Source organism: Chelatococcus caeni, from assembly GCF_014196925.1.
Lineage (GTDB): Bacteria > Pseudomonadota > Alphaproteobacteria > Rhizobiales > Beijerinckiaceae > Chelatococcus_A > Chelatococcus_A caeni.
In genome coordinates this window covers 181,630-205,809 of the sequence record NZ_JACIEN010000004.1, presented here as the reverse complement: position 1 = coordinate 205,809, position 24,180 = coordinate 181,630, and the positions used below count along the sequence as shown (strand labels likewise).

Annotated in this window: 23 protein-coding genes and 2 pseudogenes; 9 read left to right on the top strand and 16 right to left on the bottom strand. The window is 69.4% G+C overall.

Translation table 11 applies throughout. From position 1 onward, the window contains the following. Window positions 1-2 precede the first annotated feature (2 nt). On the bottom strand, window positions 3-1,097 hold the full coding sequence (locus GGR16_RS17060) for a four-carbon acid sugar kinase family protein (protein ID WP_183317377.1): 1,095 nt from the start codon (window positions 1,095-1,097) through the stop codon (window positions 3-5). A gap of 203 nt (window positions 1,098-1,300) precedes the next feature. Between GGR16_RS17060 and pdxA the strand changes: the two genes are divergently transcribed. After that, window positions 1,301-2,299 carry a 4-hydroxythreonine-4-phosphate dehydrogenase PdxA gene (pdxA, locus tag GGR16_RS17055; protein ID WP_183317376.1) on the top strand — a complete coding sequence of 333 codons (999 nt, stop codon included), beginning with the start codon at window positions 1,301-1,303 and terminating at the stop codon, window positions 2,297-2,299. A gap of 52 nt (window positions 2,300-2,351) precedes the next feature. On the opposite strand, the gene cml is transcribed toward pdxA, so the two are convergent. Then, window positions 2,352-3,560: a CmlA/FloR family chloramphenicol efflux MFS transporter gene (cml, locus tag GGR16_RS17050; RefSeq protein ID WP_183317375.1), complete on the bottom strand. Its 1,209-nt coding sequence runs from the start codon at window positions 3,558-3,560 to the stop codon at window positions 2,352-2,354. 295 nt (window positions 3,561-3,855) lie between these two features. On the opposite strand from cml, the gene GGR16_RS17045 reads away from it, so the two are divergent. Beyond that, window positions 3,856-4,365: a ferritin-like domain-containing protein gene (locus GGR16_RS17045; RefSeq protein WP_019402678.1), complete on the top strand. Its 510-nt coding sequence runs from the start codon at window positions 3,856-3,858 to the stop codon at window positions 4,363-4,365. 77 nt (window positions 4,366-4,442) lie between these two features. On the opposite strand, the gene GGR16_RS17040 is transcribed toward GGR16_RS17045, so the two are convergent. The 6 genes from GGR16_RS17040 to GGR16_RS17015 all read right to left on the bottom strand — a co-directional run bounded on the left by GGR16_RS17040 (window position 4,443) and on the right by GGR16_RS17015 (window position 8,608). Next, window positions 4,443-4,676, bottom strand: a complete 234-nt coding sequence (locus GGR16_RS17040) for a hypothetical protein (protein ID WP_053194209.1) — start codon at window positions 4,674-4,676, stop codon at window positions 4,443-4,445. Window positions 4,677-4,719: 43 nt separating this feature from the next. Then, window positions 4,720-5,718, bottom strand: a complete 999-nt coding sequence (locus tag GGR16_RS17035; RefSeq protein WP_183317374.1) for an SDR family oxidoreductase — start codon at window positions 5,716-5,718, stop codon at window positions 4,720-4,722. Between the two features lie 25 nt (window positions 5,719-5,743). Then, window positions 5,744-6,070 carry a hypothetical protein gene (locus tag GGR16_RS17030; RefSeq protein ID WP_183317373.1) on the bottom strand — a complete coding sequence of 109 codons (327 nt, stop codon included), beginning with the start codon at window positions 6,068-6,070 and terminating at the stop codon, window positions 5,744-5,746. A 24-nt stretch (window positions 6,071-6,094) separates the two neighbouring features. Then, window positions 6,095-6,319 (bottom strand): hypothetical protein, encoded by a 225-nt coding sequence (locus GGR16_RS17025; protein WP_183317372.1) that lies wholly within the window; start codon window positions 6,317-6,319, stop codon window positions 6,095-6,097. A gap of 449 nt (window positions 6,320-6,768) precedes the next feature. Then, window positions 6,769-7,980 carry an adenylate/guanylate cyclase domain-containing protein gene (locus tag GGR16_RS17020; protein ID WP_183317371.1) on the bottom strand — a complete coding sequence of 404 codons (1,212 nt, stop codon included), beginning with the start codon at window positions 7,978-7,980 and terminating at the stop codon, window positions 6,769-6,771. Between the two features lie 160 nt (window positions 7,981-8,140). Then, on the bottom strand, window positions 8,141-8,608 hold the full coding sequence (locus tag GGR16_RS17015) for an Lrp/AsnC family transcriptional regulator (RefSeq protein WP_183317370.1): 468 nt from the start codon (window positions 8,606-8,608) through the stop codon (window positions 8,141-8,143). Window positions 8,609-8,725: 117 nt separating this feature from the next. On the opposite strand from GGR16_RS17015, the gene GGR16_RS17010 reads away from it, so the two are divergent. Then, on the top strand, window positions 8,726-9,742 hold the full coding sequence (locus GGR16_RS17010) for a threonine ammonia-lyase (RefSeq protein WP_183317369.1): 1,017 nt from the start codon (window positions 8,726-8,728) through the stop codon (window positions 9,740-9,742). Continuing rightward, the gene (locus tag GGR16_RS17005) at window positions 9,742-10,356 is read left to right on the top strand and encodes a glutathione S-transferase family protein (protein WP_183317368.1); all 615 of its coding nucleotides are present in this window, start codon (window positions 9,742-9,744) and stop codon (window positions 10,354-10,356) included. Before GGR16_RS17010 ends, GGR16_RS17005 begins: the two co-directional genes overlap by 1 nt. Before the next feature lie 17 nt (window positions 10,357-10,373). Here the strand turns inward: GGR16_RS17005 and GGR16_RS17000 are convergent, their stop codons facing one another. The 6 genes and pseudogenes from GGR16_RS17000 to GGR16_RS26600 all read right to left on the bottom strand — a co-directional run. Then, window positions 10,374-12,599: a TRAP transporter permease gene (locus GGR16_RS17000; RefSeq protein ID WP_246373146.1), complete on the bottom strand. Its 2,226-nt coding sequence runs from the start codon at window positions 12,597-12,599 to the stop codon at window positions 10,374-10,376. A gap of 239 nt (window positions 12,600-12,838) precedes the next feature. Beyond that, window positions 12,839-13,813 carry a TAXI family TRAP transporter solute-binding subunit gene (locus GGR16_RS16995; protein ID WP_183317367.1) on the bottom strand — a complete coding sequence of 325 codons (975 nt, stop codon included), beginning with the start codon at window positions 13,811-13,813 and terminating at the stop codon, window positions 12,839-12,841. Window positions 13,814-14,024: 211 nt separating this feature from the next. Next, complete coding sequence (locus GGR16_RS16990; RefSeq protein ID WP_183317366.1) at window positions 14,025-15,374, bottom strand: sigma-54-dependent transcriptional regulator; 1,350 nt, start codon at window positions 15,372-15,374, stop codon at window positions 14,025-14,027. Further along, window positions 15,371-17,272 carry an ATP-binding protein gene (locus GGR16_RS16985; protein WP_425486579.1) on the bottom strand — a complete coding sequence of 634 codons (1,902 nt, stop codon included), beginning with the start codon at window positions 17,270-17,272 and terminating at the stop codon, window positions 15,371-15,373. Before GGR16_RS16985 ends, GGR16_RS16990 begins: the two co-directional genes overlap by 4 nt. A 53-nt stretch (window positions 17,273-17,325) precedes the next feature. After that, a complete protein-coding gene (locus tag GGR16_RS16980; RefSeq protein ID WP_183317543.1) occupies window positions 17,326-17,484 on the bottom strand; it encodes a hypothetical protein in 159 nt (52 codons plus the stop codon). A 116-nt stretch (window positions 17,485-17,600) separates the two neighbouring features. Next, window positions 17,601-17,891, bottom strand: a pseudogene (locus GGR16_RS26600) (LysE family translocator); the annotation flags it as partial. Window positions 17,892-18,146: 255 nt separating this feature from the next. On the opposite strand from GGR16_RS26600, the gene GGR16_RS16970 reads away from it, so the two are divergent. The 5 genes and pseudogenes from GGR16_RS16970 (at window position 18,147) to GGR16_RS16955 (ending at window position 22,572) form a co-directional block, all read left to right on the top strand. Then, a complete protein-coding gene (locus GGR16_RS16970) occupies window positions 18,147-18,452 on the top strand; it encodes a zinc ribbon domain-containing protein YjdM (RefSeq protein ID WP_053194201.1) in 306 nt (101 codons plus the stop codon). Window positions 18,453-18,596: 144 nt separating this feature from the next. Beyond that, entirely contained in the window at window positions 18,597-19,811 is a 1,215-nt protein-coding gene (locus tag GGR16_RS16965; RefSeq protein ID WP_183317365.1) for an acyl-CoA dehydrogenase family protein, read from the top strand. An 86-nt stretch (window positions 19,812-19,897) separates the two neighbouring features. Next, window positions 19,898-21,022, top strand: a pseudogene (locus GGR16_RS16960) (AMP-binding protein); the annotation flags it as partial. 287 nt (window positions 21,023-21,309) lie between these two features. Then, window positions 21,310-21,504 carry an AMP-binding enzyme gene (locus tag GGR16_RS26595; RefSeq protein WP_425486580.1) on the top strand — a complete coding sequence of 65 codons (195 nt, stop codon included), beginning with the start codon at window positions 21,310-21,312 and terminating at the stop codon, window positions 21,502-21,504. 21 nt (window positions 21,505-21,525) lie between these two features. Further along, window positions 21,526-22,572, top strand: coding sequence for a phosphotransferase family protein (locus tag GGR16_RS16955; protein ID WP_183317364.1), 1,047 nt, complete (start codon window positions 21,526-21,528; stop codon window positions 22,570-22,572). Between the two features lie 17 nt (window positions 22,573-22,589). Here the strand turns inward: GGR16_RS16955 and GGR16_RS16950 are convergent, their stop codons facing one another. Then, a complete protein-coding gene (locus GGR16_RS16950; protein ID WP_183317363.1) occupies window positions 22,590-23,429 on the bottom strand; it encodes a GNAT family N-acetyltransferase in 840 nt (279 codons plus the stop codon). Continuing rightward, the gene (locus GGR16_RS16945; RefSeq protein ID WP_183317362.1) at window positions 23,429-24,175 is read right to left on the bottom strand and encodes an aspartate/glutamate racemase family protein; all 747 of its coding nucleotides are present in this window, start codon (window positions 24,173-24,175) and stop codon (window positions 23,429-23,431) included. The genes GGR16_RS16950 and GGR16_RS16945 overlap by 1 nt, the downstream gene beginning before the upstream one ends. Window positions 24,176-24,180 lie beyond the last annotated feature (5 nt).

Here is a 24,180-nt window from a genome sequence, read left to right as displayed (position 1 = left end):
CATCACACGCGATTCCGATCGCCCGATAATAGGTCAAGTTGTCGGCCGGACTCAATCATGGCCACCAGCGAGAGCAGGAGCTCGGACGGGCCGAAGCCGCCGGACTTGGTGACGAGCCGCATGTCCGCCCCGCCGAAGGAGAATTGCGAGACGGGCACGCCGGCAAGGACCTCGCCCTCGAGCGCGAGGACGCCGACACCGAGTTCGCCGAGGAGGGCGTCTGCCGTCTCCCCGCCGCAGGCGAAGAGGGCGCGCGGCGCGAAGCTGCTGACCGCCGTGCGCAGGCCTTGCGCGAACCGCTCGCCCGCGGCACCCGGCGAGGCGCCCGGGCCCGGCACCATGCGCACAAGCACCGTGCTTTCACGGGGCAGGGCGGCTGGCGGCACGGCACCGTCCGGCGCGTCGATGCAGGGAATACCGCAGGTGTCGAGGAGGACGGCGACCTGCGCCAGCGAGATCGGGTCGCGCGAGCCGACGGCGAGCAGCAGCGGGCCTTCGACGCGCGGGCGGTTTGGCACAGCAGCATTCGGCGCCAGGCGGCGTGCCAGGGCACCGGCGAGGCCGCGGGCTCCGGCAAGGAGCGCGCGCGGCCCCATGCCGGCAACCGCCGCATCGAGCTCGCCCTCGCTCTCGCAATCGGGCATGACAAGTCGCGCCGGCAGGCCCGCCATCACGTCGGCGAGCGCGATGGGCTTCGCGATGCCCATTCCGCTGAGCTGCCCCGCGCGCACGATGCGGCCCATGTCAGGAATCGCGGGGCAGAACAGGATCTCTTCCGCCCCCGCTGCCTGCAGGACGATCGCCGTCTCCGCGGCGACATGACCCTTGAGGCGGGAATCGACCTTCTTGAAGACGATCGGGGGCAGTTGCGCTCCGAAGGGCGCCAGGGCTGCCGCGACCGACTGCTCGGCCTCGGCGGCCGTGCCCTCGCGCGAGGCGGTGCTGACCGCGATCACGTCCGGTTCTCGTGCAAGCGCCTCCGGCAGGTCGGACGGACGGCGCGCAACCACTGTCGACAGGCCGCGGGCGGCAAGGGCGACGGCGGAATCGAGCGCGCCCGTCAGGTCGTCCGCCACCATCAGCACCTGTGTCGCCATGGTTCCTGCCCCATCGTTGTGGAACCATATAGGTAAACCTGTCAGGTCGACCTGTCCACGGCCGGACAACAACAGTGACCTTCCGGGCGGCATCAATGCCGCAACGGAAGCCCGACCGGCATTGCGTCGGAAGGCAATGGCGCGATATACCACTTAACAAATGCCAGCATGCGCCGCGGCGCCCAACGAAGGAACATCCCGACATGACCTCTTCCTTGCCGCCTATCGCCATCACGATGGGAGACCCTTCGGGCGTCGGTGCCGAGGTCATCGTCAAGGCGCTCGCGGAGCGGGACGCCGAGAGCCGAGCGCGCTTCGTCGTCATCGGCGACCGGGAGACGCTCGAACGCGCGCTCAAGGTCTGCGGCCTGTCGCTCGCGCTCGCCGATTTCGATGGCTCGCCCGTCGCCGACGGCATCGCCCTCGTCCATGTGCCGGTCGCCGGCCTGCCGGGCCGGTTCAGCGTGCTGAGCCCCGCCTGTGGCGAGGCGAGCTACCAGTATATCCGCCGCGCGGTCGAGATGGCGCTGAAGGGCGAGGCCGCGGGCATCGTCACGGCGCCCATCAGCAAGGAGGCGCTCAATGCAGCCGGCCACCATTACGACGGCCATACGGGGCTGCTCGCGGCCCTGACGCAATCGGCCTCGTCCTGGATGCTGCTCGCGTCGGAGCGTCTCAAGGTCATCCATGTCTCGACCCATGTCGCGCTGCGCGACGCCATCGGCCGGGCGACGACCGAGCGGGTGCTCGCCACGATCCGCACCGGCCACGCGCATCTGCGCCGCATGGGCTACGAGCGCCCGCGCATCGCCGTCGCCGGCATGAACCCGCATTGTGGCGAGAACGGCCTGTTCGGCACCGAGGATGACGACGCGCTGCGGCCCGCCGTCGTCGCGGCGAAGGCCGAGGGCATCGATGTCGAGGGCCCGATCTCGGCCGATACGCTCTACTATCGCGCCTATCAGGGCGCCTTTGATCTCGTCATCGCGCAATACCACGACCAGGGTCACATCCCGATCAAGCTCGTCGCCTTCGACAGCGCGGTGAACGTCTCGCTCGGCCTGCCGATCGACCGCACCTCCGTCGACCACGGCACCGCCTTCGACATTGCCGGCACGGGCAAGGCCAAGCACGTCAACATGCTCGCCGCGCTCGCCTATGCCGAGCGGCTGGCCGCGAGCCGGAGCAAGGCGACCGGCTGACATTCCCGCCATCCATGGGCGGCCCTCGAGAGAAGGCCGCCCATGCGATCCATTACACGGGCTGCGGGCGCGAGCGCCGCCGGCCGAGCCGCAGCAGCGCCGTGAGGGTGAGCGCCGCCATGCCGGCCGAATAGCCGATCAGGGGCCAGGCCGTGTCGCCGCCGAGCGCGATCACGAAGCCGGTGCCGACGAGGCCGGTGATGAGGCTCTGCACGCAGAAATGCAGGGCGACGGCCGTGCCGGCAATGGCGCCGAACTCCTGCAGCGCGCCATTGGCCGTGACGGAGGTGATGAACACGATCCCGACAGCCATGACCCACATGGGCGCGACGAAGGACCAGAATGAAGGGGTGGCCAGAAACTGACCGGGCAGCAGCAGCCCGGCGCCCAGGATGAGCAGCGTGAGGCCGCGAAGGGCGGTGCCGGCAATGCCCCACCGCCCGACGACGCGCCCGGCGAGGCGCGCCGTGCCGATCATGACCACGGCCACGCTTGCGAAGGCGAGGCTGAAGCCGAGCTCCGAGAAGCCGGCGCCGTCGATGAGGACCCGCGGAGCCGTCGAGAAGAACACGAAGAAGGTGCCCATCGCCGTGCCGAAGCCGGCCGTATAGGTCCAGAAGGCCGGGCTCCTCAGCACCGGGCCGAAGGCGGGCCGCTCGCGTTCATGCCGCTGTGGCCGTGTCTCGTGCCAGGCGGGCAGCGCCACGGTCAGCATGGCGATGGCCGGGGCGCCGAGGGCGACGAAGATGGCCGGCCAGCCGAACGTGGTGGCGATGAGCGCCCCGGCGATCGGCCCCAGTGCCGGCACGAAGGCGAGCATGGCGTTCATCAGGCTGTAGACGACGGCGCTCTCCGGCTTCTCGGCATAGACGTCGCGCACCGTGGCGAAGACGGCGACGAGCGCGGCCGATGCCCCGACCGCCTGGAGGACGCGCAGCGACACGAAAAGCGGCGCCGATGTCGTCGCGGCGAGCGCGAAGGACGCGAGCGCGAACAGGACGGCGCCGCCGATCAGCACCGGCCGGCGGCCGAGGCGGTCGGAGAGGGGACCGAAGACGATCTGCCCGACGCCGAGCATGATCATGTAGAGGGTGAGCGTCATCTGGACCACGGCCGGCGTGGTCCCGAGGATGCCGGGCATGGCGGGGATCACCGGCAGGTAGATGTCCATTCCCAGCGAGGCGAGAATGTTGAAGGGAGCCAGCAGCATGAGGGCCGCCGGCAGGCCGTAGGCCCACGGGCGTGTGTTCTGACGAGGCATGGCGAAGCGTCCGCGCAAATGGATGACATTCGGCGGCGGCCTGCGCTGTCTTCTAGTGAAAGGTGAACCGAGCAGACTGCCGCAACAACGAGGCTGGTTGTTGCGGCTCAGCGGTCTGACTGCTTCGATTCCATGGCTCGTGTCCGGGTGATCAGGTGATCGCGGGAGATGCCCTGCTTAGCAGCCATCTCGCACGCGGACAACCGGAGCGTTCTGTCCCCGGGGCCGAGGAACATTTGCCGTCGATGACGGTTCGCTGGCGGACCAATGCGAAGTTCTGCCACGGAGTTCTGCCATGACCGACCCCAAGGACCATCTGCTTTCCTGGCTGAGAGACGCCCACGCCGCCGAGGAGCAGGCGATCACCATGCTCAGCAATCTCGCCGGGCGCATCGAGAACTATCCCGAGCTCAAGGCGCGCATGGAGCAGCATGTCACGGAGACCGAGAGACAGGCGGAGCGTGTGCGGGCGTGTCTGCAGCGGCTCGGCAGCGATACCTCCACCATCAAGGACACCGGCACGAAGCTGTTGGGGCTCGGCCAGGCCCTGAGCGGCGTTTTCACCAGCGACGAGGTGATGAAGGGCGTGCTGGCGAGCTATGCCTTCGAGCATATGGAAATCGCGAGCTACCGGATCCTCATGGCGGCGGCCCGCGAGCTGGGCGATGCCGAGACGGAGCGCGTCTGCGGCGAGATCCTGCAGGAGGAACTCGCCATGGCGAAGTGGCTGGAGAACCATTTCGACAGCATCACGTCCCGGTTCTTCCTGTTGGAGAAGGACCCCTCCGCCACTGCCAAGCACTGAGACGTCCCGATGGGGTGAACAGGCCGCCGCCGCGACCGGCGGCGGCATCGTTGTCGGGTGCGCCCGTTAGCGCACCCTCACGTCCCGTCCGAGCGCTTCTTGTTGTGCTTGCTCTCCTGGTTCATGCCCCTGTGGCTGACCGGAAACTCGCTCTGGCGCGCCTTGTCCTTGCGGTCCCTTGCGGCGATGCCCGGCTCGCGCTCCGGCATGGAGGCGGGGTTGCGCGGATCCGGCATGTCCGGCTTTCGCTCGAATGTGCGGATCTGCTGCTCGTGCGTCTTGCGGCCTTGTCCCATCTTCGGATCGTTCATGTCGTCCTCCGTTTGCTGCGGGCGTCGAACGGGCCTGCCTTCGTCAGCGGCTCCGGTCCGCGCCGGCGTGGTGTGATCGCCGCCCGCCCAGGAGCAGTCCCGCCGCGGCGCCCGCGACGAGCGCCGCGGCAAGAACCGCGGTATAGCGGGCCGTCGGGCTGCGCAGACCCCCGTCGATGCCGCCGGGCTTCCGCGGCGGTGCGAACAGGTTTCCATCGGTCACGGGCACGCGCTCGGCGCGGCGGAAATAGGCCTCAATGATCATGGCGAGCAGCCGGGTGCCGAGCTCCGGCGCAAGCGCATGTCCCAGCCGGGCAAGATGCGCGAAGGAGCCGACGACGGTCGTCGGCCGCGGACGATCCGCGAGGCGGACGACAGCCCGCGCCACCCGGCGTGCATCATAGACGGGAGGCGGCGCCGTCAGCGCCCGGCCGACGTAGTTGGCGCTGTGGCTGAGGCCCGGCGTGTCGATGAAGGACGGATAGACATCGCAGATATGGATGTCCGGATAGCCGCGCAGTTCCCCCCGCAGCGCCGCCGAGAAGCCGCTCAGCCCGTATTTGCTGGCCGAATAGGCCGTCGCGAAGGGAGCGGGGGCGAAGGCGCCGAGCGAGATCATGTTGATGAAGATGCCGTGCCCCTGTCGCAGGAAGATCGGCACCGCCGCATAGGCATCGTGCATGTGGCCGACGAGGTTGGTCTGGATCACCTGCTGGTGGGCGGCCATCGGCGTCTCGTGGAAGGCGCCGACCGCGCCGACGCCGGCATTGCTGAACCACACGTCGATGCCCCGGCCGATCGCGCGGGCGCGGGCAGCCAGCTCCATGACGGAATCGATGCTCGTCACGTCCGTCGGCACCGCCAGCGCATCGCGCGCCCCGAGCGAGCGGCAGCGCCGGACGATAGGATCGAGCGCATCGCCGTCCCGCGCCGCGAGCACGAGGCGCGCCCCCTGCCGGGCGAAGGCATAGGCGGTCGCCTCGCCGATGCCGCTCGTTGCGCCGGTGATGACGACGGTCCTGGGGGCTTCTTGCCTGCGCATGGCGGTCCTGCCTCTCGGGGGCGGCTCACGAGCCGGGGCGGACGCCGAGATCCTCGGCCTTCGCCTCGAACGCGTCCTTGATGTCCTCGATGGTCGGAAGGTTGAGGGCCCTGAGTTCGCTGTGCACCTTCTTCGCGGCCCGCGAGCTCAGATCGCGGCGGAAATTGACGACGACGTCCCCGGCCGAGCCGTAGTTGCGGTAGCGCTCGATCTCCGCCCGCGTTGCGTCCTGCACGTCCTCCAGCTTGCGCCGGTCGGCCGGCGAGCGGCCGTCGGGCCGCGCCCGCATGACGGGCTCGAGCGCGCGGTCGATCACGAAGTCGACGAGCTGCTTTCTGGCGTTCGCTGCCATGATGCGTGCTCCTGCATCTCTCGGTCAGGGCCGGGTGAGCGGGCGGCTGCCGCGTGCGACGTCCTTGTCGATGCCGCCCTGCCGGTTCACGTCATTGGCGACATCGCCCTCGATCGTGTTCTCGCCCTTCATCTCCTCGAGTTCGTCCGGGGTCACCCCGGCGCGATCGGCGCCCTTCGTCCCGCCGATCATGGGGTTGGACTTCAGATCGCGGTCCGTCGGCTTGCCGGTCTTGGCGTGCTTGTTCATGGCGTTCTCCTCGCGGGTCCTGCCCTCCTGCCGAGGGGGCGCCGCCGCGAGCCGCAGTGGCGCTGAAGCGTGCCGCGGCGGCGGTTCGCTCATGCGACCGGAACTGCCTGATCGCCGGACCGTTCCCGAAAAATGCGCCTTTTACGGTGTGTCGGCTGACGCCGGCGCCGGCGTGAGCCCGAGCCGCCGGGCCACCGCGTCGATGTCGAGATCGGCGGGTGCCTCGCTCAGCAGCCGGCGCATGCCGTGGCCGCGCAGGGCGTTGAGGAAGAGCGCAACGTCGGGGTCGCCCGGCGCGCGGCCGACGGGAACTAATAGGTGAGGTGCGACTGGCGCACGCCCCCCGCAACGATCTTCCTGCTTCGGCGATAACATTGGAATTGCAATAAGTTGCATGTGCCGGCATCCGCCGGGGGGAGGCCTCCGCGCGGCAGGCCGGCGAAATGGCCCTATGCCGCGGGGGCTGTGATCGTGAAGAGCTCTTCGTGCCGGTCGAAGCCGCGCAGGGGATGGTGGCCGACTGAGACGATGTTGGTGCAAAGCTGCTCGGGCGTTGCCGCGAGGAAGGCGGACGACAGCAGCACTTTTCGCTCGAGCAGCCGGCACATTGCGGAGATGCGGCTCGCCATGTTGACCGCCGGGCCGATGACCGTGAAGTCGAGGCGATCCTGGCTGCCGATGTTGCCGAAGAAGACATCGCCGAGGTGCAGGCCGACATAGGCCCCCGTCACCGGCAGGCCTTCGGCGACGCGCCTCTGGTTGAGCTCGGCCACGCGACGGCGCAGGAGTGCCTCGGCGTCGAGGGCGGCCCGGCAGGCCTCGCCCGGCTCCTCCGCGGGGAAGATCGCGAGGATGCCGTCGCCCATCAGTTTCAGGACGTCGCCGCCCTTCTCGTGGATCGTCGAGATGGTGGCGTCGGCATAGTCGTTGAGGAAGGGGATGATCTGGTCGGGCGCGGCGGTGTTGGTGATCTGCGTGAAGCTGCGCAGGTCGCTGTACCAGAGGACGGAGCGCACCTGGTCGGCGACCCCGCGCATGATGCGGCCTTCGAGGACCCTGCGGCCGGCATCGCGGCCGAGATAGGTCTCGACCAGGGTGCCGGTGATGCGCAGGAGCGAGGAGCACTTCACGGCAAGGGCGAGCTGCGGCAAGAGGCGGCAGAGAAGATCGGCCTCCTCGTCCGCGAAACCTGCCGGTGCATCGCTCGCCCAGGAGGAATAGAAGCAGTCCATCTCGCCGAGCGAGCCCGCATCGGCGAAGCGGTTGATGCAGGCGACATAGTCCGTATGTCCCCGTTCGCGCAGTTCCACGAGGACGGGAAAATCCGCCGGGTCGCCCTTGGCGAGATTGCGGCGCAGCGTGGTGCTGCCGTTTTCCAACATGTGGAAGAAGGGGCTGCGGCGCCAGTTCTCCTGGGCATCCGTGTTCGCGGCGAGCCGGCCGTATTCGATCACCTCCCGCTCTTCATCCCGCCACCACGGAAAGACGCGGCCCTCGTGAATGGGGTGCAGCGTGTCGATGATCACCGTCGCCCGCGTGAGCGGCAGGCCGGCGGCGACGAGCCGCTCGCAGAACCCGCGCACGAGATCCGGCTCGGAGGTTCCGACGAGGCCCGCCTCGGTCACCCAGGCGCCGACATCGTTGAAGCGTTGATCGGTCAATGGCCAGATCCTGCTGATGGCATCGTGCAGCGCATGTTCAAACGAACCGGCGCCATCTTACCGCCGGGACCCGAACCGCCTGCCAGTTCTAACCGCAAGCTGCCGGGTCTCCTAGCCAGGGGCGACGCGGCGGACGATCACAATCGGTCGCGCGGTCCTCTCACTCCAGAGGCACGGTCGCGCCGCGTTTCAGCGTGCCGAGCGTGACCCTGGTGCGGAAGCGGCGGATGTTGGGGTTCTCGCTGACGAGGCGCTGCATGAGCGCGTCGTAGTCCTCGACGTCACGGGCCGCGACGACGAGCACGAAATCGCTGTCGCCGGTGACGTACCAGGCTTCCTGGATGGCGCCCTCGCGCGCGATCCAGCGCTTGAAGGCGGAGAGCAGCTCCGGCCGCTCGCGCTCGACCTCGATGTCGACGATCATCGTCAAGGGAAAGCCGGCGGCCTTGGCATCGAGCACGGCGACCTCCGCCGTGATGACGCCGCCGTCGCGCAGCCGCGCCAGACGGCGCTGCACGGCCGAGGGCGAGAGGCCGATGGCCGCACCGATCTTCTCGGCGGGAAGCCGTGCATTCTCCTGCACGATCTGCAGGAGCTTGCGGTCGATGCGGTCGAGATCGTGCGGCATTTAAGCACCGTGTCCAGAGAACATGCGGAAATTTCCGAACCGGAAGCCAAACTACGGGAAAATTCCCCGCCTTCGCAGCTTACCCTGAAAGCCGGACATAGAAAGGTCACGGCCCTCATGACAAGCGTTCCCGCGCATTCATCCGCCTCCGCATCCGCCTCATCGAGAGCCATCGCGCTCGATGAGATCGAGGCGGCGCGCCGCCACATCGATGCATGCTTCCTCGGCACGCCGCTTACGGGCCATGCCGGGCTTGATGCCGCGCTCGGCTGCCGCCTCGCCGTCAAGGTCGAGACGCTCAACCCGGTCCGTTCCTTCAAGGGACGCGGCACGGAGGCCTTCGCCGCGCTGGCTCTCGGTGCAGGCGAGCGCTGCGTCACGGCTTCGGCCGGCAATTTCGGGCAGGGCCTTGCGCGGGCGCTCCTGCGCCGCGGCCATTCCTGCGTGGTCTTCGCGGCGACGACCGCCAATCCGGCGAAGATCGAGACGCTCCGGCAGATGGGAGCCGAGGTCCACCTTGCCGGAGACGATTTCGATGCGGCCAAGGATGTGGCGCGCGCCTATGCGACGGAGCGCGGCCTTCGCTTCGTCGAGGACGGATCCGAGCGGACGATCGCCGCCGGTGCCGGGACGATCGGCGTCGAGCTTGTGCGGAGCCTCGCCGAATTCGACGCCCTCGTCGTGCCGCTCGGCAACGGCGCGCTGCTCGCCGGCGTCGGCGCGGCCGTGCGGGCGCTGGCCCCGCAGGTCGAGATCGTCGCCGTCGTCGCCCATGAGGCGCCCTCCATGAAGCTCTCGCTGGAGACGGGGCGGGTGGTCGAGACGCGATCGGCCGCGACAATCGCGGACGGCATCGCCGTGCGCCGCCCCATCCCGGAGGCGCTCCGCATGCTGGAGGGCTGCTTCGACGCAATCGCGGCCGTCGGCGAGGACGAGATCGAACGCGCCATGCGGCTGACGATGCTGCATCTCGGGCTCGTCGCGGAGCCGGCGGGCGCGACCGGGCTGGCGGCCGTCATGGCGGGGCGGGAACGGTTCGCCGGCCGGCGGGTCGCGACCATCCTCACCGGCAGCAATGTCGCCCCGACCCTTTTGTCCCGCCTCTTCGCGGGCGGCAACCCGGTGGCCAGGTGATGCAGCTTCTCTACCAGACGCACTCGCCCTACGCCCGAAAGGTGTTGGTTCTCGCCCATGAGACGGGGCTCCTGCCGCGGCTCGATGTCATACACCACGAGACCAGCCCCACGCGCCGCAACGACGCGGTGTACCGCCTCAATCCGCTCGGCAAGGTGCCGGTCCTCATCCTCGACGACGGCACGGCGCTGTTCGATTCCGCCGTCATCTGCGACTACCTTGATGGTCTCCACGACGGCCCGAGGCTCATTCCGGCTGAGGGGCCGGCGCGCTGGCAGGCCCTTCGCCTTGCGGCGCTGGCCGGGGGCATTGCAGACGCCGGCATCCTGCTGCGCTGGGAGACGGAACGGCGGCCGCCGGAGCTGCGCTATCCCGCGCTTGCCGAGGGCCAGGCGGGAAAGCTCCGCGCGACCTATGCCTTCCTCGAGGAGAGCGCCGCCCTCGATGGCCCGACGACCATCGGGCATATCGCGCTCGCCACCGCCCTCGACTGGATCGTCTTCCGCGGCCTGCCGGGCTTCGACCGGCACGAACGGCTCCGGGACTGGTATCGCGGCTTCATCGCGCGCCCGTCGATGCAGGCGACGGCCTACACCGGCCGGACGCACGATTAAGGCGGCAGCGAGCGGCCTCAGTCGAGCCCGTGCGCGAGGTCGCGCGGGCTCACCACCTTCTTCTGGTAGAGGAGCACGCCGGCGCCGATCGCGAGGCCGACGAGGTCCGAGATAAGGCCGCCCTTGATCATGGCGAGTGCGCCGATGAGCAGGACAACCCGCACGAGCGGGTGCAGCAGCCCGAAGAACCAGCCCTGCACGGCGGCAGCCAGCATGAAGATGCCGACGGACGCAGTGACGAAGACATGCGCGATCTCGAGCCACTCGCCCTGCATGAGCAGCGCCTGCGAGTAGAAGAACATGAACGGCACCACGAAGGCGGCCAGGCCGATCTTGAAGCTTTCCACCGAGGTGCGCATGGGATCCGACCCCGATAGCGCCGCGCCGGCATAAGCGGCGAGGGCGACCGGCGGCGTGATGGCGGACATGACGGCGAAGTAGAAGACGAAGAAATGCGCCGTCAGCACCGGGATGCCGAGGCTGATGAGGCCCGGCGCCACCACCGCCGCGGCCACCGCATAGGCGGCCGTCGTCGGCATGCCCATCCCGAGCACGATGGCGATGCACATGGCGAAGAACAGGGCGAGCAGCTGGTTCTGCGCCGCGAGCGCCAGGAGGAGGGCGGAGAAGCGCGCGCCGACGCCGGTGAGCGCGATGACGCCGACGATGATGCCGGCGCAGGCGCAGACCGCGACGAGCTGGATCGACATCTTGGCCGCAAGCTCGAAGGCGCGCAGCACGGCCGTGACCCCCATCCGGTACGGCGTCAGCCAGCTGACCACCGCGGCCGCAACCATGGCGAGGGTGCCCGCCCGGATGACCGAATAGCCCGCGAACAGCGCGTAGATGAGGATGATGACCGGGATGAACAGGTAGACCTGCCTCACCAGCTTGGCGAAGACCGGCAGCTCGTCGCGCGGCAGGCCCTTCATGCCGAGCTTCAGCGCCTGCAGGTCGACCATGAAGTAGACCGAGGCGAAATAGAGCACCGAGGGGATGATCGCCGCGACGACGATCTCGGTGTAGGGGATGCCGGTGACCTCGGCCATGATGAAGGCGCCGGCGCCCATGATGGGCGGCATGATCTGCCCGCCCGAGGAGGCGGCCGCCTCGATGGCGCCGGACGAGCGCGCCGGATAGCCGACCCGCTTCATGAGCGGGATGGTGAGCGAGCCGGTGGCGACGACGTTGCCGGCCGACGTGCCGTTGATCATGCCCATGAGGCCGGAGGCGAAGACGGCGACCTTGGCCGGGCCGCCGCGGGCGTGGCCGGCGGCGGCGAAGGCGAAGTTGACGAAGTAGTCGCCGACCTTCGAGGCCTGCAGGAAGGCCGCGAAGGTGATGAAGAGGATGATGTAGGTCGAGGAGACCGCCGTCGTGTCGCCGAGGATGCCCTGGTCCGTGTAGATGTAGGTGAAGAAGCGCGTGGGCGTGTAGCCGCGGTGAGCGAGGAAGCCCGGCAGGTAGGGTCCCGCGAAGGAATAGAGGATGAAGATCGCGGCGATGACGACGAGGGCGAGGCCGGCGAGGCGCCGCGTCGCCTCGAGGATGAGGATGACGCCGACGAGCGCGGCATAGAAGTCCGCCGTCTGGGCAAGGGCCGTGCCGGCGCGCAGGCGCAGCGCCCCGACGTTGAACAGGATGTAGCCGAGCACCGTAACGGCGGCGACAGCGAGCAGCACATCGGCCCAGTGCAGGCGCCCCCGCGCCCGCTCCGGGAAGAACCAGGCGCCCGCAAGCGCCGCCACCATGCCGGCGGTGAGGGGCAAGCCGTAGGTCTCGAAGACGAAGGCCGGCGGGCGCGCCGCGCCGGTCAGCCACCAGCCGCCCCAGGCGAAGGCGATCATGGCGGCGGCATAGCCGATGCCGCCTGCCCCGACGATGAGGAGCGGCCACTCGAGCGGCACGACACGCAACGGCCGGCCGGCTTCCGTCGGCGCAGCCGAGATGCCGGCCGCCGAGAACAGGAGGAAGCCGAGGACGAGGCCGCCCGCGACGTGGATGAGGCGATAGGTCCAGGTCTCCAGCGGGTAGAAGTTCATCACCCCGATATGGAAGGCGGTGTAGAGGATGCAGAGCGCGACCATCAGGCCGGCGCCGACACCGCCGGTGAAATCGCGCTGGTTGCCGGCAAGCGGCTCGTCGTCGACGCCATGCGCCAGCACGGCCCCCTCGACACCTTCCCGAGGAAGATCAGCCGGGGACGTCGTTGCGGAAAGGGGCGTCTGGGGGGTGCTGGTCATCGCAAGCCCTCGCCTCGAACATGCGTTGGATCATCGTCCAGCCGCCGGGCGGCCGGCATATGGTAGCCGAACCGGCCTGCCATTGCAGGCGGTGCATCACGTTTCGCCTTGGTGCGCGGCGTGCAGCGCCGGGGCGGCCGACGGAGGGCGTCGGCCCGCCTGCGATACGGGTCTGCGGTCAGCCGGTGCGCGGCCGGACGTGGCGCGGGGAGGAGCGTGCCGCCCCGCGCCGCCAGGGCTCAGCCCTTGAGGTTGTCCGGGATCTGGATGCCCTTTTCCTCGAAGTAGCGCACGGCGCCCGGGTGGTAGGGCAGGAAGCTGTTGCGGTCGACGTGGCCGGGCACGGTCTCGGACGCCGTCGAGTGGATCTGCTTCATGCGATCGTTGTTCTCCATCACGAGCTTCACGATCTCATAGGCCAGGCTCTCGGGCATGTCCTTGTGGGCCACGGCGAAGTTCCACAGGCTCACCGTGTCCTGCGGATCGGGGAAGCCCTGGTAGAGGCCGCCGGGGATCTGGAACTCGGCGAGCTCCGGCATCTTGTCGAGGACGGCCTTCTGCTGCTCCTTGGTGAAGGAGAAGATGTTGACCGGGTTCTCGGCGGCGATCTGGGCGAAGGCCGAGATCGGCACGCCGGCCGCGAAGGCGAAGGCGTCGATCAGCCCGTCCTTGACCTGGCTGGTGGCGTCGTTGGCGCCGGCATAGCTGACGACCGGCTTGACCTCGAGGACCTCGAAGAAGCGCGGCCAATAGGTGGCGGCGGTACCGCCGGCGGGGCCCACGGCCACGCGCTTGCCGGCGAGATCCTTGACGTCCTTGATGCCCGACGACTTCAGGGCCACGACCTGGAACGGCGTCTGGTACATGGGGAAGAGGGCGCGCAGGTCCGTGTGCTCGACGCCCGGGGCGAGCTCGCTCTTGCCGGTCCAGGCCTCATAGGCCGGGCCCATGGTGACGAGGCCGATCTGGTGGTCGCCGGTCTGCACGAGCGTGGCGTTCTGCACCGGGCCGCCGGTCACCTCGGCCGAGGCGTTGACGCCCAGCTTCTCGCTGATGAAGTTCGCGAGGCCGTTGCCGTAGATGAAGTAGGTGCCGCCCTGGCTGGCGGTGCCGATGGTCAGGCTCTGCGGCCAGCCGGTCTTGTCCTGCGCGACGGCCGGAGCGGCCAGGAAAAGCGCGGCGGCGCCGAGCGCCGCAAGCGTGATCTTGCGCATCGTTTCCTCCCTTGCGAATGCGGGTTGCCGGTGCGGGTTCCCATCCACACTTCGGCTCCGATCGCATCAACACGCAGCCGTGCCTGCGAGACAATCATTCATGGGCGGCAAATGCATCTTTTTGCGTCAAGGCAACGGCAATGGGTGGAAATCGTAACATTTCGCCGGCACTCGTGGGTGGAATTCCACCCGAGCGCCCCCGACTGCCCGGTCAATCCTGGCCGACGGCGGCCTGGCGGGTGAGGCCGTATTTCTGCATCTTCTCGTAGAGCGTCTTGCGCGAGATGCCGAAGCCCTCGTAGACGGGCTTGAGCGCGCCGCCGCTCGCCGCGAGCGCCGAGGCGATGAGGCGCTTCTCGTAATCCGCCACCCGGCTGGCGAGGCTCGCCGGTTCGCCCGGGTCATCATCGGCGCCCTCCTCGTCGGCGACGCCGAGACCGAGGACGAAGCGGTCGGCCGCGTTGCGCAATTCGCGCACGTTTCCGGGCCAGGCCCGCTGGCTGACGGCGGCGATGACATGGGCCGGCACCTCGATGTCGTCGCGCCTGTAGCGCGCCCGGGCCTCGGCCACGAGCTGCAGGAACAGCAGCGGTATGTCCTCCGGCCGGGCGGCGAGGGCGGGCATGCGCAGGCTGACGACGTTGAGGCAGTAATAGAGGTCGGCGCGGAAGCGCCCCGCCGCCACTTCCTTGTCGAGGTCGGACTTGCTGAGGGCGATGAAGCGCACGTCGAGCGGCACCGGCTCGTTGGAGCCGAGGCGGGTGATGACCCGCTCCTGGATGACGCGCAGCAGCTTGGCCTGCAGCTCCAGCGGCATGGAGCCGATCTCGTCGAGCAGGATGGTGCCGCCGCGCGCGTGCTCGAACTTGCCGTAGCGCGGCCGCAAGGCGCCGGGGAAGGCGCCCGCCTCGTGGCCGAAAAGCTCGCTCTCCATCAGCGCCGCCGGCATCGCGGCGCAGTTGATGGCGACGACCGGCCGTCCCGCGCGGGCGCTGATGTCGTGCAGGGCGCGGGCGGCGACCTCCTTGCCCGTCCCCGTGTCGCCGACGATCAGCACGTCGGCGTCGGTCGCGGCGATGGCGCGCAGCCGGTAGCGCAGGTCGACCATCAGCGCGCTGCGTCCGGGCAGGCGCGTCTCGATGTCGTCCCGCTTGCCCGCCAGCGCCCTGAGGCGGCGGTTCTCGAGGACGAGGGTGCGCCGGTCGAGCGCCCGGCGGGCGATGTCGCCGAGGTTCTGCACCGTGAAGGGCTTCTCGACGAAGTCGTAGGCGCCTTCGCGCATGGCGCGGACCGCGAGCTGCACGTCCGCATGGCCGGTGAGCAGGACGACGGGAATGTCCGGGTCGATCTCGTGGATGCGGTTCATCAGCGACATGCCGTCCATGCCGGGCATGCGGATGTCCGTCATCACGAGGCCGTCGAAGTCGTAGCCGACGCGGCTCAGCACCTCCTCGGCGCTGGCGAAGCCGCGCACGGCAAAGCCGGCGAGTTCCAGCCCCTGGACCGAGGCGATGCGCAGGTCGTCCTCGTCGTCGGCGAGCAGGATCTGCGGCCCGCTCATTCGGCCGCCTCCCGGGGCGCGCTGAGATCCGTCGCCTCGAGCTCGATGGTGAAGACCGCGCCGCCCCCCGGCGCGTTGGCGACGAGGAGATTGCCGCCGAAATCCTGGATGATGTTGTAGGAGATCGACAGGCCGAGGCCGAGGCCCTTGCCGACGCCCTTGGTCGTGAAGAAGGGATCGAAGATGCGCCCGGCGATGGCGTCCGGCACGCCGGGGCCCGGGTCGCTCACGCTGATGAGCACGTGTCCGCCCTGCCGCTCGGCGCGGAGCGTGATGGTGCGCTCTGGCCGGCCCTCCACGGCATCGGCGGCATTGGTGATGAGATTGACCAGCACCTGCTGCAGGCGCACGGCACCGCCGCGCACCATGAGCGGGCCTTCGCCAAGGTCGATCACGAGCTCGGCCTGAGCGGCCTTGAGCCGCCACGCCACGATCTCGAGCGTGTCGCGCACCACCTCGTGTACGTCGACGGGGCCCAGCTTCTGGTTGGGCTTGCGGGCGAAATTGCGCAGGTGGCGGCTGATGGTGGCGAGCCGGTCCGTAAGGGCGGCGATGCGCGTGACATTCTCGCGTGCATCCGCGATGCGCTCATGGTCGATGAGCACGGCCGTGTTGTCGGCATAGGTGCGCAGCGCCGCGAGCGGCTGGTTGAACTCGTGCGACAGCGCCGCCGACATCTGGCCGAGGGCTGCGAGCTTGCCGGCCTGGATGAGGTCGTCCTGCGTCTGGCGCAGCCGCTGCTCCGTGGCGCGGCGCTCGGCCACCTCCGTCTCGAGCCGGCTGTTGACCGCGGCGAGGTCGCGCGTGCGCTCGGCGACCCGCCGCTCCAGCGTCTCGCGGGCCTCCTGCTGCAGGGCCATGCGCTCGGCCATGCGCGCCCGCCGCTGCAGGACGACCGCCGCGACCATGCCGGCAAGGGCGAGGCACAGGAAGATGGCGACGAGCGCGGTGAAGGCCTGGGCCCTGGCCGAGGCCGTGTCGAGCAGCACCTTCACCGTCCAGCCGGCCTCCGGCATCGGCTCGGTCAGGACGAGATATTCGCGCGGTTCGCCATTGGCCTCGCCGATCGTCATCAAGGCGTGGCCGGCCTCGCTGCCGCGGCTCTCGATGGGCAGCGGATAGAGCCGGGCATCGGCATAGCGGCGCGAAGCGTTGGTGCGCGCCAGCCGCTCCGGTGTCAGCGGCTCGAGCCCGGCATAGCGCCACTCGTCGCGACCGGTCAGGAAGATGATGCCCTCGGGATCAGTGACGATGATGACGTGGTCGCTGCCGCGCCAGGACAATTCGATGACGTCGACGTCGACCTTGAAGACGACGACCCCGCGGATCGCCTCCCCGTCGCGGATGGGGGCGGAATAATAGTAGCCGCGCTTGAGCGAGGTGGTGCCGAGCGCGAAGAAGCGGCCGCGCTCGCCCTTCATCGCATCCTGGAAATAGGGCCGGTAGCTGAAGTTCTCGCCGACGAAGCTCAGCGGCTCGTCGTGGTTGCTGGCTGCGATGGTGACGCCGTCCGGGGCCATGACATAGATGTCGGACGATTCGAGCAGCCCGTTGATTTCCTTGAGATAGCGGTTGGCCGCGGCCCTGAGGCCGGGATCCTCCGGCCGGCGCGCCAGCTCGCGGATGTCGTCATGGTCGGCGATGAGCGAGGGCAGCGGCTCGTAGCGGCGCATGTGGCCGTGGAGGGCGGCGACCGCGAGGCGCAGCGTGGTCTGCCCGCGCGCGGCCGTCTCGGTGAGGTAGATGCGCGTTGCCGCCGTGCCGCCCCAGACGGCGGCGGCACATGCAAGAACGACGAGCACCCCGAGGCGGGCCCATGTGAGCCAGGTTTTCTGCAAGTCGCCGCCTGTCGCAGCCCTTTTCGAGCGCGGCTCCGCGCTCCTCCCTGTCGCACACATCTAGCACAGGCCAGCCGGCGATGACCACTGCCCGGCGGGGCACGCGCGCGTGCTCAGGCCCGCAATTCCCTGACCCCGTCGGCGAGAAGATGCGCCCCGACCGCGCCGAACACGGCGCCGAAGGCCCCTTCGATGGCCCTGAAGAACCGCTGGTACGCGCGCACCGCAACCCCGGTCGAGAACAGCACCGCATAGGTTCCGTAGACCAGCATGGCCGATGCCGATGCTCCGGCCCCGATGAGGAGGAAATGCGCCGCAGAGAGGCGGTCGAGGCCAGGAACATGGCGATCGCCACCCACATCAGGGCGGCCTTCGGGTTCGTCATCACCACGGCGAGCCCCAGCCGATAGGCGGCACGCACGCGAAGGGCGCCGCGGCCCACGGCCGGCATCCCTGCCGCCGGCCGGAAGGCACTGCGCAGCGCCTTCACGCCAAGGAAGAGGAGATAGCCGCCGCCGATGAACTTCATCGCGGTGACGGTCTCGGGGAAGGCCTGCAGCAGGGCGCCGACCCCGAAGGCGAACAGGATCGCCCAGACGAAGACCCCCGTCGCAACCCCCGCCGCCGTCGCAAGGCCCGCCCGGCGGCTCGTGCCGAGAGAGGCGGAGGCAACCGCCATCATGTTCGGCCCCGGCGAGACCTGAGCCAGGAAGACGCCCAGGAACACACTCACTATACCGATCATGCCTCGACCCTCCCGCAGACGGCGCGAGCATAGCGGCCGCCCGGAGCGCCCGGCAATCGCCCGTGACGGGCGGAACATTGCACAGTGTCAGCATGTGATATAAGCGTGCCACCAAGCCATCCATGTCGATTGTCCGTCGCAGCCCGCACCGGACCGGCAGATGGGAACGATCTTGAAAGCGAGGCAGGCGTGGCCGACGACAACGACGAATATGTCTACGACGAGACGACCGGTGAATGGCGCCCGGCGGCGGAGATGGCCGCGGCGGCTGCCGACGCGGCCGCGGTGCGCGATGCCGCCGGCAACATCCTGGCCGACGGCGACTCGGTGACCCTCATCAAGGACCTCAAGGTCAAGGGCGCCAACCAGACGCTGAAGCAGGGCACGGTCATCAAGTCGATCCGCCTCACCGACAATGTCGAGGAGATCGACTGCCGCTACGACGGCATCAAGGGCCTCGTCCTGCGCACCGAATTCGTCCGCAAGCGCGGCTGAGCGCAAGCGGGCGCTGCACGATCGCCCGCCCACCTTCGCAAAATCCCGATTGGCCCCGGCACAGGCCTCCAATACCGTGGTGGAGCCCGCTGCTCTGCCCGGAAGCCGGCGGCAGCGATCTGGTTTCAGCGTCGTGGGGCTGGCATGAACTTCGAAATCTCCCCGAGGATCGAGGACTACCGCGCGCGCATCGCCGATTTCGTGGCGCGCGAGATCCTGCCGCTGGAGGCCGACCCTCGGTCCTTCGACGAGCATGGCAACATCACGCTCGATCTGCTCGGGCCCCTGCGCGAAAAGGCGAGGGCGGCCGGGCTCTGGTGCCTGCAGCTCAAGGAGGAGACGGGGGGCGCCGGGCTCGGCAAGGTCGGCATGGCGGTCTGCTACGAGGAGATGAACCGCTCCATCTTCGGCCCCGTCGTCTTCAACGCGGCGGCTCCGGATGACGGCAACATGATGCTGCTGGAGGCGGTGGGAACGCCGCAGCAGCAGGAGCGGTGGCTCGCCCCGGTCGCCGCGGGCAAGGTCCGCTCCGCCTTCGCCATGACCGAGCCCCATCCGGGCGGCGGCTCCGACCCGTCGATGATGCTCACGCGCGCCGAAAAACGCGGCGACACCTATGTCGTCACCGGCCGCAAATGGTTCATCACCGGGGCCGGGGAGGCGAGCCATTTCATTCTCGTCGCGCGCACGTCCGACGATCCCCGTCACGGCCTCACCGCCTTCCTCTTCCACAAGGACCAGCCGGGATGGCGCATCGAGCGCCGCATTCCCATCATGGGGCCGGAGGAGCACGGCGGGCATTGCGAGCTCGTGTTCGACGGCCTCGAGATTCCGGCGAGTGACATTCTCCTCGGCGAGGGGCGGGGCATGAAGGTGACGCAGGTGCGGCTCGGCCCCGCGCGCCTCACCCATTGCATGCGCTGGCTCGGCCTCGCCAAGCGCTCGGTCGAGATCGCGCGGGCCTATGCCGGCGAGCGCCACGGCTTCGGCCAGCGGCTGGCGGACCGGGAGAGCATCCAGCTCATGCTCGGCGGGCTCGCCATGCGCATCGAGATCGGCCGGCTCCTCGTCATGCGCGCAGCATGGGAGCTCGACCGCGGCGGCTTCGCCCGCAAGGAAGTCTCGATGGCCAAGATCCACGTGGCGAACCTCCTCCACGAGGCTGCCGACGTCGCCATCCAGATCAACGGCGCGCGCGGCTATTCCAAGGATACGGTGCTGGAGTGGATCTATCGCTACGCCCGGCAGGCGCGGCTGGTCGACGGCGCCGACGAGGTCCACAAGATGGTTCTGAACCGGTTCCTGAACGAGGAGGGAACGGGCTTCTGGCGCTGGGACGTCGCAGCCCCGCCGATGTGAGGGTGAACGCCCGAGACGATCAGGCAGCAAGGGGCCCATCCAAGAGGCCTCCGCCAGAAAAATGAACGGAGGGAGGACAGCAATCCATGCGTCTTGATGCCCATCTCGCGCCACGGCCGGCGAACCACGTTCCCCTGACGCCGCTCGACCTGCTCGACCGCACGGTCGAGGCCCATCCCGAGCGCCCGGCCGCGGTCTGGCGGGAGCGGACCCTGACCTATCGCGCCTTCGGCCGAATGGTCACGCGCTTCGCGGCCTTTCTCCTCGGCCGCGGCATCGAACCCGGCGACGTGGTCTCCATCATCGCCCCGAACCGGCCGGAGATGCTCGCCGCGCACTACGCCGTGCCGATGATCGGCGCCGTGCTCAACACCATCAACACGCGGCTCGAGCCGGACACCGTCGGCTATATCCTCGAACACGCGCAGTCGCGCCTGCTGATCGCGGACCCTTTCTGCCTGGGCGTGGCACAGACGGCGGCGACGGAGGCGCGCGTGCCTCTCGTCGTCCTCGACGCCGACGGGGAGCCTGCGGGTCCTGATGCCCTCGACCTTTTCGGCGAGGGCGAGGTGTCCGACGACATCGATTACCGGCGCTTCGTGAAGGGCGAGTGGCAGCCGATCTGCCTCAACTACACCTCGGGTACGACGGGGCGGCCGAAGGGCGTCGTCTATCACCACCGCGGAGCCTATCTCAACGCCCTCGGCAACGTGCTGGCGCTCGGGCTCGACCAGCGCAGCGTCTATCTCTGGACCCTGCCGATGTTCCACTGCAACGGCTGGTGCCACACCTGGGCCGTAACGGCGGCGGGTGGCCTCCACGTCTGCCTCGATCGCGTCGATCCGGCCCTCATCTTCGCGGCCATCGAGCAGCACGGCGTCACGCATCTCAGCTGCGCGCCGGTGGTGCTCTACATGCTGCTGAACCATCCGGACCGGGAGAAGAAGGACGTCTCCCGCATGGTGCGGGTCGCAACGGGCGGCGCGGCGCCGACGAGCGCGCTCATCGCGCAGATGGAGGCGCTCGGCTTCGACCTGATCCATCTCTACGGACTGACGGAATCCTACGGGCCCGCCACCTTGTGCGAGCTCGACGAGGCGGCGGACCTCGCTGTGGAGGCGAAGGCGCAGCTCCTGGCGCGGCAGGGCTTTCGGCACGTCACCGGCAGCAGGGTGCGCGTCGTGGACGGTGAGGGAGGGGATGTCGCCCGCGACGGCACGACGACGGGCGAGATCGTGCTCGCCGGCAACACGCTGATGGCCGGCTATTACCGCGACGAGGCGGCGACCGCGAGCGCCTTTGCGAGCGACGTCTTCCACACGGGCGACCTTGCGGTCGTGCACGGCGATGGCCGCATCGAGATCAGGGACCGCGCCAAGGACGTCATCATCTCGGGCGGCGAGAATATCTCGAGCCTCGAGGTGGAGAACGTGCTGCACCAGCACCCGGCCGTCCTTATCGCCGCCGTGGTGGCGGCCCCGATCCCAAGTGGGGCGAGGTGCCCTGCGCCTTCATCGAGCTCAAGGGTACAGGCACGGCGACGGCCGAAGAGCTCACGGCCTTCTGCCGGGAGCGGCTCGCAGGCTTCAAGGTGCCGAAGCGCTTCGTCTTCGGCGAAGTCCCGAAGACGGCGACGGGCAAGATCCAGAAGTTCCGGCTCCGCTCCGAGGCGGCGGCCGCCGGCACCGCCTGATCACCGAGCGGAGCCCTGGCGATGACAACGACGGTTCCGGCCCGCACGCCCGATACCGATTTCGATCCCGCCGCCCTCAGGCGCTTTCTTGCGCAGCGCTTCGGCGGGAGCGCCGATCACTTCAGCTGGAGCAGGATCGGCGGCGGGCAGTCGAACCCCACCTATTTCGTCGATTTCGGCGATCGCCGCATGGTCCTGCGCAAGCAGCCGAACGGGGAAATCCTGCGCGGGGCGCATGCGATCGACAGGGAATACCGCGTGCTCAACGTCCTCACGGCGACCGACGTGCCGGTGCCGCGACCGATCCTCTACCATGCCGATGCAGGCCTCCTCGGCACGCCCTTCTACCTGATGGAGCGGCTCGAAGGCCGCGTCTTCCACGATTGCTCGCTGCCGGAACTCGCACCCGCAGAAAGGCGCGGCATCTATCTCGGCATGGCCGAGGCGCTGGCGAAGCTGCATGCTGTCCGCCCGCAGGATGTCGGCCTTGCCGACTTCGGCCGGCCCGGCAGCTATTTCGAGCGGCAGATCGCGCGCTGGTCGAAGCAGCTCCACGCCTCGCCGGGCGATCCCGTTCCCGCCCTCGCCCGCGTCGAAGCCTGGCTCAGGGAGAACCTGCCCGCGGATGACGGGATGGTCGCGATCGCGCACGGGGATTTCCGCCTCGGCAACCTGCTCTTCCACCCTGAGGAGCCGCGCGTCATCGGCATTCTCGACTGGGAACTGTCGACCCTCGGCCATCCCCTTGCCGATCTTGGCTTCTGCTGCATGCCGTGGCACACGGCGCCGGACGAATACGGCGGCATTCTCGGCCTCGACCATTCCGGGCTCGGCATCCCCACACGGCGGGAGTTCGTCGCCCATTATCAGGCCCATGCGGTGCCGACCGCTCCGCTCGCGCGGTTCCATGTCGCCTTCGCGCTCTTCCGCTTCGCGGTCATCTTCGTCGGCATCGCCGACCGGGCACGGGCAGGCAATGCCGCATCGGCCGATGCGGCAAGGCTCGGGCCGCTGGCGGGCCGCTTCGCCGAGAGGGCGCTCGAGGTCATCGGGACGAGGGATTGGTGAGGGCGCGGGGCGGACGCTCAGCCCAGCTCCAGCGTCGTGATGCCGAAGACGCCGCCAAGGTCGACCGCCGGCGCCGCGCCGCGGTACATGCGCGCGGTCTCGAAGCCCGGCGACAGCCCCGCCGCGGCGAGGAAGACCGGGAAGCTCCCGGCTGTCTCCGGAACGTCGATATGGATGGGGCCGCCGCAGACGCCGGCGAGCGCCGAGAGCAGCAATCCCGCGGTCCCGCCGTTCCGCGCGAAGAGCGGGCCGATCTTGAAGCCCTCGCGGCAGGGCCGGGCGACGCCGTAGCCGGCGATACCGTCCTGGCCCATCGCCACGAGGGCGGCATGCGGCGGGCGCAGCCATTGCTCCAGGAAGGCCCGGCGCGGTGCCGGGAAGAAGGCGCCATCGAAGGCGGCCACGGCCTCGACGAGATCGGGCGTCACCGGCCGGACCGCGCCGGACGGGGCGACCGCCGCCGCGAAGCGCCCGCTGTAGCGGATGGTGCGATAGGCCGGGACGAAGCCCATGCTGCGGTAGTTGGCCTGCTGTGCGGGCACGCCGTCGAGACCGATGGTGCGGCCGGCGAGCCGCGCCATGCCGGCATCCCACACGGCCTTCCCGTGGCCCCTGCCGCGCCGATCCGGCCGGCAGATGTAGAGCCCGATGAAGCCGAACGTCTCCCCGTAGGCGACGGCCGAGATGCCGGCGACCATCTCGCCATCCATGAAGGCGCCGAGGAAGCCGCCCGTATCCGCGGCATGGAAGGCGGCGGCATCGGCGAGGCCGGGGTTCCAGCCTTCGCCCGCCGCCCAGTCGACCAGCGTCTCGACCTCGGCGAGCGTCAGCAGGCGTATCGTCGGTGTTTGCGGCATCAGGCGACGGCCGTGTCCTCGATCCCGAAGCCGGCGAGGAGGCCGGTGTAGGGCTTCGCGGCAGGCCGAGCATAGGCCCCGCGCTTGCCGGTGGACAAGCCGAGCGTCACGAGCGCTTCGGCCTGCTTGACCGCCGCCCCGACGCCATCGACGACGGGAATGCCGAACTCGCCTTGCAGCGCGGCGGCAAGGTCCGCCATGCCGGCGCAGCCGAGCACGATCGCTTCGGCATGGTCCTCCTTGAGGGCGCGGGTGATCTCGTCGCGCAGCGCGGCAACGGCGTCGGATGACGGGTCTTCAAGGTCCAGCACGGGCACGCCGAGCGCCCGCACGCTGGCGCGCGGCTCCATGCCGTAGCGGCGGACGAGCTCGGTGATCGGCACGAGCGAACGCTCCGACATCGTCACCACGCTGAAGCGCCGGGCGAGGAAGGAGGCGAGGCTCAGCGCGGCCTCGCAGATGCCGATCACGGGGATGGCGGCCATGGCGCGGGCAGCATCGAGGCCGGTGTCGTCGAAACAGGCGATGACCGCCGCCGCGGCGCCCGCCCGCTCGCCCCGCGCGATCTCGGCGAGGAGGCCCGGCACCGCCAGCGCCTCGTCGTAATAGCCCTCGATGGAGGCGGGGCCCATGGCGGAGGTCACGGCCTCGATGACGGTCGACGGACCGGCGGCGGCGCGCGCGGCCGCCGCGATCGTCTCGGTCATCGAGGCGGTGGTGTTGGGATTGACGACGAGGATATGCATGGGAG